The following is a 12650-nucleotide window of genomic DNA, read 5'->3' as shown; positions in this document are numbered from 1 at the left end:
AACCTCCTGGGGGTAGGGAGGACACCGCTGGGTAGTGCACACTGCACCATCCGTACCATGGTCATATCAATATTGATCACTCCGTGTCCCATGCCAGTCTGACCCTCATGCCGGCAAAGATTTTCTTTGCTTGAACATCTGGCGAAAGTTCTCGACGGACGGGATAGTGGCGTCAGGATCCGACCTTCGTCCCCGCGGAGTATCGATGGCCAGTTCCCCGAACCCGATCAGCCGGCGCAGCTTCACCCTCGCCGGCCTCTCCACCCTCGCCATGCTCGGCACCGGCGTGCCGACCCGGGCCGGCGCGACACCCGGTCGTCCCCGCCCGATCCCGCACGACGAGCAGATCACCTGGCAGGACTGGTCCGGCTACGCCGACTGGCGGCGCGGGACCCACCAGGGCACCGTCGCCGTCCCCGGCGCACGCACCGGAATCACCATGCTGCGGCCGGCCGGCAGCACCGAATACACCGACCCTTACACCGGGACCACCCGCACCTGGTCGTACGCCACCTGGACCTCGCCGGTCACCCCGGTCGGCTTCGACGCCAGCGAGCTGGTCGCCTCGTGGAACGCCGAGACGCCGGCCGGCACCTGGATCCAGATCGAACTCCAGGGCACCTACAACACCGGCGAGCTGACCCCCTGGTACGTGCTGGGCCGGTGGGCCGCGGGCGACCAGGACATCAGGCGTGCCACGGTCAACCGGCAGGGCGATCCGTGGTCGACGATCTGGACCGACACCTTCGCCATCGACGACGTGACGAACGGGGTGCTGCTGCGGGCGTACCAGCTCCGGCTGACCCTCTACCGGGCGCCGGAGAACCGGCGGTCGCCCCGGGTCCGGATGCTCGGCGCGATGAGCTCGATGGTGCCGGACCGGTTCACCGTGCCGGCGAGCACGGGCCGGATCGCCTGGGGCCGGGAACTGGCCGTCCCCCGTCACTCGCAGAACATCCACGCCGGCCACTACCCGGAGTACAACGGCGGCGGGCAGGCCTGGTGCTCACCGACCTCCACCGCGATGGTGCTGGAGTACTGGGGGCGGAAGCCGTCGGCCGAGGAGACCGCCTGGGTCGACCCCGACTATCCGGACCCGACGGTCAACCACGCCGCCCGGATGACCTACGACTACGCCTACTCCGGCTGCGGCAACTGGCCCTTCAACACCGCGTACGCCGCCTCGTTCCCCGGGCTGGAGGCAAAGGTCACCCGGCTGCACTCGCTGGACGAGGTGGAGCACTTCGTCGCCGCCGGCATGCCGGTGATCACCAGCCAGTCCTTCCTGGCCGAGGAGTTGGAGGGGGCCAACTACGGCACCTCGGGGCACCTCTTCGTGGTGGTCGGCTTCACCCACGACGGCGACGTGGTGATCAACGATCCGGCGTCGTCCAGCAACGACGCGGTGCGCAACGTCTACCGGCGGGACCAGTTCGAGCAGATCTGGCTGCGTACCAAGCGGATCAACGCCAACGGCGGTGTCTCCGGCGGGTCGGGCGGGATCGCATACCTGATCAAGCCGTGGTGGAAGCCCTGGCCGAGGCTGGCCGGCTCGACGAACTGGTGACCCGCCCGGCGGCGGTGGCCGCACCGGTGGTGGAGCCCACCTGGGGAGGATCATCGACCCCGTACCCGGTCAACGACGCCCGGGTGCGGGGCCGGTGCCCATCCGGCCCCGGCTCAGCCCGGCTTGTCGGTCGGCTTCTCGGTCTGCTTCTCGGTCGGCTTCTCCGGGCCGGCAGCCCTCTCGTCGCCCGCCAGGGCGGCGCGGAGCCGCTCCTTCTCGGCCCGGCGCCGCTCCGCGGCCCCGGCCAGCTGCTGGGCCATCTCGTCGCGCCAGCCCCGGAGCAGGAAGAACGCCAGCGCCGCGGAGAAGGCCACCGCCAGCATGAGCTTGAGGAAGATGTTCATCTCCACCGGCCAGAGCGCCAGGGCGACCGCCACGAACAGCCCGAGCCGGCCCAGCGTGTACTTCACCGCGGGACTCATCGTCGCATCTCCGATCAGTTCGTCCGGCCGGCGAGCCAGCGGACGCCGACAAACCAGACCAACGCGTACGCCATGGCGAAGACCGCCGCAGCCAGCCCGCCCGAGACCAGCGGTGGGGTCGAGGCGGCCAGCCCGGCGGCGAGCAGCCCCGTGGCGATCCCGACGGCCGCCGCCACCAACGCCGCCGCGATCCGGGCCGGACCGAAGCTCCAGGCGCGGAACTCCTCGACGAAGATCCAGACCGGCAGGATCAGCGCCAGCCACCCGCTGGCCCCGCCGAAGTCTCCGAGACCGAGCAGGGCGAACCCGGCGTCGAAGACCAGCAGGCCGAGCAGCCCGACGACCACCCCGGCCAGAGCCACCCCGAGCAGGTCGGCGAGCACGACGATCCGCCCCCGCTCGTCCCGCCGGGGGAAGGGCGCCCGCTCGCTGCGCTCGCTCATGACGGCACTCCGCTGCGCTGCGTGCCGCCACGAGGCACCTCGGCACTGAGCTGGCTGATTCGCTCGCTGCGCTCGCTCATGACCCATCGAGGGTACGCGAGCCGGCGCGCCCGGTGGAAAGGGCGGCTACCCGACGGCGCCCCCGACCCCGACCACCGGGTCCGGGCGTTCGGCGGGACCACCCTGCCGGGCCGGGGACGCCCCGATCGGCTCGACCCTCCGGCGGCGACGCCGCCGCCACCGGAGCAGGACCAGCAGCACACCGGCGACTCCGACGAGCAGACAGAGCAACGTCCAGGGCACGTGCCAGACGGTCCCGCTGCTGATCAGCACGGGCAGCGGCCCCTGGCTGGTCGAGGCGTCGACCCGTACCGTACCGGTGATCATGCCTGCCGGGAGCACGTCGTCGATCCGCTGGACCAGGGTGACCCGCGCCCCGGGAAGCATCTCCGGCAGGGTCACCTCCCGGTCGCCGGCGAGCGGCAGGCCGAACGGGCCGGTGGCGCTCACCCGCGCCGTCCCGCCGGCCCGGACGTTGCCGGGGTTGACCACCTGATAGGTGACCGTCGCCGGGCCCCGGGTGAACGGCACCCACGGGTTCGCGTACCGGACCTCGACCGCGGTGACGTCGAGCATCGGGGTCAGCGGTCCGTTCACCCGGAGGTAGATCCGGGCGCCGACCCGGCGCTCGACGGTGACCCGCTGCCCCTCGGCGTTGGTCTGCTGTTCGACGACCGCAGCGACTATCCCGGCGGCGTGGTCCCCGGGGGTCGCGTTGCCGGGGACGGTCAGCCGGAACGGCAGGACGGCTGGCTCACCGGCGCGCAGGGTCCGGGTCTGGCGGCCGAGGTCGACCCAGGCGCCGACGTCGCGTGCCGGCTGGCTGGCCGGTGGCAGCGCGAACGCACCGTCCGCCGAGGTGGCGGCGTCGGTGGCGTAGACGGTGAAGGTGAGCGGTCGGCCGGCCCGGTTGGTGACGACGACGCGATCGTCGATCTGCTGTCCGGGGGTGAGCACATAGCTGAACTGGCTGCGCGGGCTTCCCCCGGCGGCCGGTTCGACGGTCCACCGGAACTCGTCGCCCGGAGCGGCGGCACCCGCCGGGCCGGGCAGGGCCGTACCGGCCAGCAGACCGGCTGCGGCGGCGGCCAACGCGGCGACGACCCGGCGTGGTCGGTATGTGGTCATGATCTCTCCTCGTTCGCCCCGACGACCCGGTCGGCGCCCCCGCCATCGGGCCAGGTGCGGCTGCGGGACGGTCTGGTCCGGATATGGATGCGCGGTGGAGGCACCACGGGCGGGTGGCCCGTGGTGCCTCCACCGGTTCGAATGCCCCCTCGGGCGGTCGGACCGAGGTCAGACCAACGTCAGGGTCAGGGTGGCGGCGTAGCTGCCCGGCGTGGTGGTGTCCGGAATGCCGAGGGTCAGACCGGCGCCGCACTCGAAGACGCCGGCGCTGCTGCCCTCGTCGGCCCGGCACAGGGTCCTGGTCTCACCGAGGCCGGAACCCGGCGCCGCCACCGCACCCGCGATGGCGGCACCGCTGCCGCTGACCTTGCTGGCGTCCGGCGTCCAGCCGAGCTGGTCGCCGTCGATGGTGGCCGCGGACGGCCCCACGAAGTCCTCCACCTGGCCGGTCAGGTTCCAACCGGCACCGGTGCCCCGCAGGTCGCTCACCTTCGCCGTGTTCAGCGTGCCGGTGGCCGTACCGCCCACGGTGCCGCCGGTGAGGGCGACGTCGGTGCCGGCCATCTCCAGCAGCAGCCCACCGCCGGCGATCTCTGCCCTGATCCGCTGCTCGCCGGTGACGGCACCCGGCGCGGTGACCTGGACACCCAGCGGGGCGGAGGTGGACGGCTCGTACGCCGCCGGGTCCGCCGGGGTGAACTGGGCGGTCAGCGAGTTGCTTCCGACCGGGAGGGTGGAGACGGTGAGTGCCGCCGTACCGCCCGACACCGGCGCGGTGCCGAGGGCGGTGCCACCACGGCGGAACTCGACCGAGCCGGTCGCCTCCGCCGGAGCCAGCGTGGCGGTGAGGGTCACCGGGGTGCCCGACTCGACCGGTCCGGTCGGGCTGGCCGCCAGCGTGGTGGTGGTCGGGACGGCGGGGTCGACCGCGCCCTTGACCTGCCAGTTGCCGCCGCTCACCGCGATGACGGTCTCGAAGCGGTCCGGGTGTACGCCGTTGAGCTCGCTGAGGCACTCGACGACGACGACGTAGTCGCCGTCGGCCGGGGTGCCGGCCAGCGCCGTGGCCATCGACCGGTTCGCGGTCAGGGTGAACGGAGCGGTGTCATATCCGGTGTCGCTGGCGATCCGGTTGAGGTTCGCCACCTGAGCACCGACCGGGCCGACCCGCAGCGCGGCCTGGTCACCGAAGCCGGTGGGGCAGGCCGCCGAGGTGGTGGCCCCGGTGAGCATCGGATTGTCGGTAACGGTGCCACTGGTCGGGTTGAGGGTAAGGGTGCCCGCCACGGCGGCCTGGGCCGGCGCCGCGACGCCGGCCAGACCGACCGCGGCCAGCGCGACCGCGCCGGCCAGCGCGGTCGCCCGGCCGAGCAGGGCCTTTGTTGCCTTCATGAATCACTTCCTTCGGCAGGAGTGCGGCGGCGGCTCTCCCCGATGGGAGGCAGGTCACCCGCCGCGACCTCGATCAGGCTGCACACGGGCCGTGACCCGTCGTGCAGGCCCACGCCAAGGCCGGACATGCAACAGGAAAATTGCGGGTTACGAGCAAACTGACACGGGACTGACGGCAGGAAGAATCGAGGTGATCCACCGCATGAATGCCAGATGTCGGACCCGGCCCGGGCATAGCCGGTCGCGTCCGGCGCGACCGCCGGCCGGGACCGCCCGGCGGGGCCGGGCTACCCGAACCGTCCGTGCACATAGTCATGGGTACGCGGATCCTGCGGGCTGTCGAACATCACCTCGGTCGGCCCGTGCTCCACGATGACGCCGGGCGTGCCCTGCTCGGCGAGGAAGAACGCACACCGGTCGGAGACCCGCGCCGCCTGCTGCATGTTGTGCGTGACGATCACGATCGTCACCTCGGCCACCAGCTCGGCGACGGTTTCCTCGATCCGCCGGGTCGAGGTCGGGTCCAGCGCCGAACACGGCTCGTCCATCAGCAGCACCCTCGGCCGGACCGCCAGCGAGCGGGCGATGCAGAGCCGCTGCTGCTGCCCCCCGGAGAGCGCACCGCCCGGGGACCGGAGCCGGTCCCGTACCTCCCGCCAGAGTCCGGCCTTGGTCAGGCACTCCTCGACCAGGGCGTCCCGGTCGTCCCGGCCGACCCGTGTGCCGGTGAGTCGCAGGCCCGCGACGACGTTGTCGTAGATGGACATCGTCGGAAACGGGTTCGGCTTCTGGAAGACCATTCCCACCTGCCGCCGTGCGTCGGTGATCCGGCGGACCGGCGCATAGAGGTCCTGGCCGTCCAGCAGCACCTCGCCGGCGAGCGACGCCCCCGGGATCAGCTCGTGCATCCGGTTGAGAATCCGCAGGAACGTCGACTTGCCGCAGCCGGAGGGTCCGATCAGGGCGGTCACCTCGCCGGCGGCCATGGTCAGCGAGACCCGGTCGAGCACCTTGTGCCGGCCGAACCAGGCGGAGATCGACCGTGCTTCCAGGTCGGCCAGGGCACCGGCCGGACCGATCGGGGCGGTGGGCAGGATGGAGGTGGTGTCCAGGCTCATCTCGGCTCCGTCGTCATGTCTGGTCGTCAGTAGAGGTTGGGCAGGAGTCGGGCGGCCTGGTCGGCGACGGCGAGGCCGAGCACGGTGAGCAGCGGCATTCCCGACACCCACGCCTGCCAGCCGCCCCAGCGGGCCCAGGCCCAGCTCACCGCGTACGCGGCGACCAGCAGCGCCTGGCCCCAGAGCACCAGCGGCACCCAGGCGTCGGGGTCGCCGGCCATCGACCTCTCGGCCGCCGTCAGGGACTGCGCGCCGAACCGCCGCTGCGGGGCCGGTTGGGCGGGCGAGACCAGGTCGGCGTCGACGTACAGGACGTTGGTCGGCAGGTACGGCCGGCCGTCGGCGGTCGCCAGGGTGAGCCGGCCCGCGCCGTCGGCCAGCCGGGGCGGCAGCGGATCGCCCGGCCGCCGCAGGCCGGTGACCTGGTATCGGTGCTCGCCCTGCCCGGTGACCACGACGATCTCGTCGCCCCGTCCCAACAGCGGCAGGCCGGCGAAGGGGCCGCCGTAGCCGGCACGCCGGCCCAGTACGACGCTGGTTCCGGCCTGGCCGGGCAGCACCGTGTCGCGGCGGTGTCCCGGACCGTCCTGGAGCACGCCCGAGGTGGTCCCCTCGACAACCACCTGCCTGGTGTCGATCGCGGGAATCCGCAGGACGGCGACCGAGCTGCCGGGGCGGAGCAACCCGCCGTCGAGATCGGTCTGGCCCACCGGCGCGACTCCCTCGGCGAGTTCCTTGCGGAAGTCCGAGTACGCCGTCTGCTGGGACCGCTCGTGGCGGAGCTGCGAGATCAGCGTGAGGTGTACGACGAAGGTCAGCAGCAGCACCCCGAGAAGCGTCAGCACCGTGCCGCCGATCCGTACCGCCGGAATCTCGACCGACCGGGGCAGCCTGGCCGGGGTCTGCGACGGCGGCCGGGCGGGGCCGGGCGGTGGTCCGTCCGGTGGCAGGTCCACCGGTTTCCGCTGCCGGGTGTCGACCGGTGGCACGGTCGAGGGCTCGATTGTCGCGGTCACGGATGCCCGTCCCCTCCTCGGCCCGCCGCCCGGCCCCCGCGTCGGCGGATCAGCGGCACGGCGGCACCGGCCGCGACGACCAGCAGGGCGACCCCGCCGAGAATCCAGGGCAGCGGCGGGCCGTCCCCGTCCCGCCCCGAGGCCAGCTCGGGTACGCCGGTCGCGCCGCTGGCCGCGTCGGCCGGCTCTCCGGTCGCACCGCTCGGTACGGCGGACGGGGTGCTGGCCGGGCCGCCGTCGCCACCCGAGGGCGCGCCGGTCGCACCTCCCGGCCGGCCGCCCCTCGGGTCGGGCTGCCCCCCGGTGCCGCCGCCGGGCTGGTCACCCGTGCCGCCACCGAGCCGCCAGGTGTTGCCACGCACCACGATCGGTGCCTCGAAGCGCCCGGGATGTGTCCCCCGGGTCTCGCTGACGCACTCGACGACGATCCGGTACTCGCCATCCGCGGGTGGCCGTCCCTGGGACATCGCCATCGACCGGTTCGGGTTCATCGTGACCGGTGCCCGGTCGTAGCCGCCCGCGCCGGCCGGCCGGGCGATGTTGCTGTACGGACCGCCGGGCGGCCCGACCCGGAGCAGCGCCGCCGCGCCGTAGCCGGCGGGGCACGGCGTCGAGGTGGTGGCCGAGGCGAGCATCGGGCTGCCGTCGACGGTCCCGCTCGTCGGCGTGACGGTGAGCGCGCCGAGCGCCACGGCGCGCCCGGCGAACGCCGCCCGCGCGCCCGGCGCGGGCACCGACAGCCCGGCCGCGGCGACCACGGCCGTCCAGAGCAGCAGCGCCGCTCCCCGGTACGTCAGTCCTGCCAGTACGGACATGGCTTCCTCTCTGCTGGCCCGGCGGTCGGGAACTCCGGCTATCCCTGTGGGGTGTCCCGGCGGCGGGCCAGCACCATCGCCGCGGCCCCGGTGAGGATGAGGACCGTCCCACCGGTCAGCAGCATCGGCATCGAGGTGCCGGTCAGGGCCAGGTCGCCGCCGCCTCCGCCCGTCGGGGTGGAGGTCGTCCGGCTCGGAGTCGGGCTGGCCGTCCCGGTCGACGTCGGCGTCGGGCTGGCCGTCCCGGTCGGGGTGGGCGTCGGGCTCGCGGTCGCCGTCGGTGTGGGGCTGGCCGTGGCGGTCGGGGTGGGCGACGACGTCGGGCTCGTGGTTGCCGTGGGCGTGGCCGTGGGCGTACCGGTCGGCGTCGACGAGCCGGACGGCCCGGGTGATGCGGTCGGCTCGTCTCTGACCTGCCAGTTCGGTCCGCTGATCGTGATCACCGTCTGGAACCAGTCGACGTGCGCCTCGGCCAGCTCGGTCATGCACTCGATCGTGATCCGGTAGTCGCCGTCCGCCGGGGCCGGGATCACGGCGTCCCTGTCATCCGGGTCCAGCGCCTTCGCGATCGACCGGTTGGTGGTCAGGGTGAACGGAGCGCTGTCGTACCCGGTGTCGCTGGCGATCCGGTCGAGGGTGCCGCCGGTCGGTCGGCCCGACTGGTCGGCCGGGCTGATCCGGATCTGCGCCTGGGCGCCCCAGCCGGTGGGGCAGGCCGCCGAGGTGGTCGCGGTGAACGCCGGAACGTCGTCGACCGTACCGGTCGCCGGAGCGAGAGCGAGGGTGCCGAGTGAGGGAGCCGCCTGGGCGGGCGGGGTGAGCCCGACCAGCGCCGTGCCGACCATGGCGGCACCGGAGAGCAGTGCGACCCCGATCAGCGTCGAGGCGGCTCGGTCGAGCCGGTGGATTGGGCCTTTCACGGCGGTCCTTCCTGGGTGGGACGGGCGATGCCTACACGGGCGATGCCTACACGGGCGATACCTGGTCGGGGACATCTGGTCGGGGCGGACGTCCCCGCCGGGAACACGGGCACGTGGCCGGACGTCCACGAGGGACACCCGGCCACCCGGTCACGCGCCTCGGCCGGTCACGCGCCTCGGCGCGCGCCTCAACCGATCACGAGATAGCAGATCTGCGAGGCCGAGGCGGCGTACCGGCGCGGGTCCTCCGGGGTGAACGTGGCCGTGAGCTGGAGCAGGCCCTTCGGCAGCGCGGTTGTGGCGAAGACGGCCTTGCCGTCCGTCACCGACGCGGTACCGATGCTGGTGGAGCCGGCGAAGAACTCGACGCTGCCGGCGGCGTCCGGCCGCACCTTGGCGGTCAGCGTCACCCGCTGGCCCTTGACGGCGAAGAGTCCCGGCTTGGCGGTCAGCCGGGTGCTGGTCGACGCCGCGTTCTTGACCGCCCAGGTCCCGCCCGCGACGGTGATGAGGGTGGAGAAGTCCTTCGGGGCCGCCCCGGTCGCGCCCGAGCAGGAGATGGCCACCTCGTAGGTCCCGTCCGCCGGGGCACCGCCGAGCGCGGTGGCCAGCGATCGGTTCGCCTCGAGCGTGAACGGCGCCTGGTCGTAGTCGGCGAGGCCGCCGATGCGGGCGAGCGGGCTGTACGGGCCGCCGGGCGGGCCGACCTTCAGCGCGGCGTTCTCCCCGAAGCCGGTCGGGCAGGCCGCCGAGGTGGTGGCCGCCGTCACGAACGGGTTGTCCTGCACGCTGCCACTGATCGGCGTCAGGGCCACGGTGCCGAGAATCGGGCTTTCCGCCTGCGCCGGGCCGGCCAGGCCGGCCAGCGCCAGGGTCGCGATCGCGGCGGTCGACAGCGCTACTGCCGTCCGGCCGAGCAGAGACTTGGCCTTGCTCACGAAGCACTTCCTCTCGGTACGGTTTCTGCGGTCTGCTCCATTGGTGATGCTCTGATCTGCGATTTCGATCAATTCGTCGGCGCTTGGAGGGAAACTGCTGCCGCGGCTCCTCCGGGGTGGCCGACGAAATGACCACGGTCAGCATTCCGCGCCCGGCGGGTACATCGACACCCGCCCTTCGGAAACGTTTCGTGCCCAATGCTTCGCCGTCATGAAGGCCAGATGAACGGGAAGCCCTGTGGACCATTCGATGGAGCACACGGCCGGCCATTCGACCGATGGCGCATTTCAACGGGAACTCGCGACCGACGTGGCGCGCCGGTCGCGAGTCCGCACAGTCGTCGACGCCTCGCCGGACTAGAACCCGGACGTCACGCCGGAGGCCACCCGGAGGTGTTCATGTTGCCCGTCAGGGAGACGGACCCGCAGTCGTTGATCGTGGCGAAGCCGTAGCTGGTGATGACCCCGCTCTGGTCGCAGAGGAGCGAGCCGAAGGAACCACCGGCGGTGAAGACCCGGTCGATCCACTCCTCGGTCAACTCGCTCGACGCGACGATGTTGTACACGCGCCGGTTGAGCGGGAAGTTCGGGTTCAGCACCTCGTTCGGCGGGTTGGTCCCGGTCGCGTACGGCCGCACCGTGTTGATGCTGCCGAGCAGCGACGGGCCACGCCGGTCCTCGACGCCCGGCAGGCTGTTCCCCTGCGCGATGTGCTGGGCGATCGAGAACGGCATGACGTAGTCGTGGTGACCGGTCAGCTCCCGGCCGTCGTGCTCCTGCACCGGCGCGACCCCGCTACCGTCCGGCACGGTCGGCGACGCCGGGACCAGGCAGGGGTAGTCACCGGCGTTGATCTCGGCGTCGGTGATGCCCATCTGCTGGTTCCAGAACTGCCGCGTGCCCGAGCCGGGCTGGATCAGCAGCGGCTGGACCGGGAAGGTGCCGACCGTCGGGGTGACGCACTTGTAGATGTTCTGCAGCAGCGAGAGCGACATGTTGAGCGGCAGGTCGCTGTTCTCGTTGATCGCGTACGTCACCGCGTCCAGGGCGAACGGGATCCAGGTCCCGTTGCCGCCCGCCACCAGGGTCGTGCTGCTGGACGACCGGGCGAAGTCCACGCAGTCCTCGATCGTGCTCACCGTCGGGGACTGCACCTTCGAGGCCCACAGCGAGCGGTTGCCCTCCGTCGAGCCGTTCGGCCGCTGGAACACGCAGTTGTCGACCTTGGTCTTGATCGGCGAGGTGCCGCGCGCGTCCCAGGACGCGAGCACGCTGCCGCCGCCGATCGCCGCGCCCAGACCGTTCATCACGTCCTGCGTGGTGTCCGAGCCGGTGCCCGCCAGGATCCGGTAGGCCGCAGGGTCGGTCGGGTACGGGGGAAACCCGCCGAACGGGTCGGCCGAGGCCGGGGTGGCCACGGTCGCGACGGCGAGTGCGGCGACGAGCGCCGTCCCCACCGCCTTTCCGAGGGACTTGACCTGCATAGTTCTCCCTTTCGCGAAACAGGAGGTCGACCCATTCCCCTATTTGAATGGGCCGCGATCAGCATTTCGCGTCCCCGAGGGCATCGATACCGGTATTCAGAAAACGTTTCGTGCCCGATCCTTCGGCCGCATGAAGGCCAGATGAATGGCCCGGCGGCGCAGCACCGACACGTTCGTGCTCGCGACCGACCCGGGCCGGCCGCGAGCACGAACGGTTTCGTGGTGCGGTGTTTACGGCGGTGCCGTCAGAGGTTGCCGCGCAGGGCGACGGAACCGCAGTCGGCGGCCACCCCGAATCCGTACTGCTGGATGAGGGCGCCCTGCTGGCAGAGCAGCGAGTCCGCACCGGTGAAGACCTGGTCGATCACACTGTTGTTCAGCTTGGCGGTGGGCACGATGTTGTAGACCGTCCGGCGTACCGGGAAGTTGACGTTCATCACCTCGTTCGGCGGCGCCGTGCCGGCGGCGTACGGCGACACGGTGTTGATCCGGCCGAGCTCCGACGGGCCGCGCCGGTCCTCGACCCCCGGCAGGGCGTTGCCCTGGGCGATGTGCTGGGCGATCGAGAACGGCATGATGTAGTCGTTGTGGCCGGTCAGCACCCGCGCGTCGTGCTCCTGGACCTCCGGCTGGCCGGTCCCGTCCGGCACCGTCGACGACGCCGGCACGAGGCACGGGTAGTCGCCGAGGGCGATCTCCTGGTCGGTGATGGACATCTGCCCGTTCCAGAACTGCCGGGTGCCGGAGCCGGCCTGGATCAGCAGCGGCTGGATCGGTACGCCACCGATGTGGCTGATCACGCACTTGTAGATGTTCTGGAGCAGCGCCACCGACATGTTGATCGGCAGGTCGCTGTTCCGGTTGATGGCGAAGGTCACCGCGTCCACCGCGAACGGGATCCAGGTCCCGGTCCCGGCGGGCACGTTGGTGGTGCTGCTCGACGACCGCGCGAAGTCGACGCAGCCGGCGGTCGGGCTGCCCGGAAGCTCCGAGTCCCGGAGCGCGACCCGACCCGCGGTCGAGCCGTTCGGCCGGGGGAATTCGCAGCCGGTGAGCTTGGTCTTGACGTTCGCGCTGCCCCGCGCGTCCCAGGACGCGATCACCTTGTTGCCGCTGATGGTGACCGCGTCACCCAGGCCGTTCAGCACGTCCTGGGTGGTGTCCGAGCCGACCCCGGTCAGCATCCGGTAGTCGGTCACCGGGTTCGGGTCGGCGACGGCCGGGCTGGCCGCCGCCGCGACACCGAGAGCGGCGGCAAGACACGCGACCACCGCTCTGGTAATTATCCTCGCCTGCATTGTCTCCCTTTCTCCATAAGAGAGTTCCGGCTCGTTGCTCCAGGTGAGC

The 12650-nt window shown here is 72.0% G+C and carries 12 protein-coding genes; 1 reads left to right on the top strand and 11 read right to left on the bottom strand.

Annotated elements, in window-relative coordinates:
- The first annotated feature begins 205 nt into the window (after window positions 1–205).
- On the top strand, window positions 206–1567 hold the full coding sequence (locus ACN28C_RS07380) for a C39 family peptidase (RefSeq protein WP_422772805.1): 1362 nt from the start codon (window positions 206–208) through the stop codon (window positions 1565–1567).
- A 113-nt stretch (window positions 1568–1680) separates the two neighbouring features.
- Here the strand turns inward: ACN28C_RS07380 and ACN28C_RS07375 are convergent, their stop codons facing one another.
- The 11 genes from ACN28C_RS07375 to ACN28C_RS07325 all read right to left on the bottom strand — a co-directional run bounded on the left by ACN28C_RS07375 (window position 1681) and on the right by ACN28C_RS07325 (window position 12574).
- Window positions 1681–1989: a DUF4229 domain-containing protein gene (locus tag ACN28C_RS07375; RefSeq protein ID WP_422772804.1), complete on the bottom strand. Its 309-nt coding sequence runs from the start codon at window positions 1987–1989 to the stop codon at window positions 1681–1683.
- Window positions 1990–2003: 14 nt separating this feature from the next.
- A complete protein-coding gene (locus tag ACN28C_RS07370) occupies window positions 2004–2432 on the bottom strand; it encodes a hypothetical protein (protein WP_422772803.1) in 429 nt (142 codons plus the stop codon).
- 126 nt (window positions 2433–2558) lie between these two features.
- Window positions 2559–3620: a DUF916 domain-containing protein gene (locus tag ACN28C_RS07365; protein ID WP_422772802.1), complete on the bottom strand. Its 1062-nt coding sequence runs from the start codon at window positions 3618–3620 to the stop codon at window positions 2559–2561.
- Between the two features lie 168 nt (window positions 3621–3788).
- Window positions 3789–5012, bottom strand: coding sequence for an Ig-like domain-containing protein (locus ACN28C_RS07360; RefSeq protein WP_422772801.1), 1224 nt, complete (start codon window positions 5010–5012; stop codon window positions 3789–3791).
- Window positions 5013–5299: 287 nt separating this feature from the next.
- Window positions 5300–6130 carry a phosphate ABC transporter ATP-binding protein gene (locus ACN28C_RS07355; RefSeq protein ID WP_422772800.1) on the bottom strand — a complete coding sequence of 277 codons (831 nt, stop codon included), beginning with the start codon at window positions 6128–6130 and terminating at the stop codon, window positions 5300–5302.
- A gap of 26 nt (window positions 6131–6156) precedes the next feature.
- Window positions 6157–7146: a sortase gene (locus ACN28C_RS07350; protein WP_422772799.1), complete on the bottom strand. Its 990-nt coding sequence runs from the start codon at window positions 7144–7146 to the stop codon at window positions 6157–6159.
- Window positions 7143–7961 carry a hypothetical protein gene (locus ACN28C_RS07345; RefSeq protein ID WP_422772798.1) on the bottom strand — a complete coding sequence of 273 codons (819 nt, stop codon included), beginning with the start codon at window positions 7959–7961 and terminating at the stop codon, window positions 7143–7145. Before ACN28C_RS07345 ends, ACN28C_RS07350 begins: the two co-directional genes overlap by 4 nt.
- A 38-nt stretch (window positions 7962–7999) precedes the next feature.
- Window positions 8000–8881 carry a hypothetical protein gene (locus ACN28C_RS07340; protein ID WP_422772797.1) on the bottom strand — a complete coding sequence of 294 codons (882 nt, stop codon included), beginning with the start codon at window positions 8879–8881 and terminating at the stop codon, window positions 8000–8002.
- 188 nt (window positions 8882–9069) lie between these two features.
- The gene (locus tag ACN28C_RS07335; RefSeq protein ID WP_422772796.1) at window positions 9070–9819 is read right to left on the bottom strand and encodes an Ig-like domain-containing protein; all 750 of its coding nucleotides are present in this window, start codon (window positions 9817–9819) and stop codon (window positions 9070–9072) included.
- Between the two features lie 371 nt (window positions 9820–10190).
- Window positions 10191–11303: a hypothetical protein gene (locus ACN28C_RS07330; protein ID WP_422772795.1), complete on the bottom strand. Its 1113-nt coding sequence runs from the start codon at window positions 11301–11303 to the stop codon at window positions 10191–10193.
- Between the two features lie 245 nt (window positions 11304–11548).
- A complete protein-coding gene (locus ACN28C_RS07325; RefSeq protein ID WP_422772794.1) occupies window positions 11549–12574 on the bottom strand; it encodes a hypothetical protein in 1026 nt (341 codons plus the stop codon).
- Window positions 12575–12650: the final 76 nt, after the last annotated feature.

Source organism: Plantactinospora sp. WMMC1484, from assembly GCF_049315195.1.
Taxonomy (GTDB): domain Bacteria; phylum Actinomycetota; class Actinomycetes; order Mycobacteriales; family Micromonosporaceae; genus Plantactinospora.
This window is presented reverse-complemented; position numbering and strand designations above follow the sequence as displayed.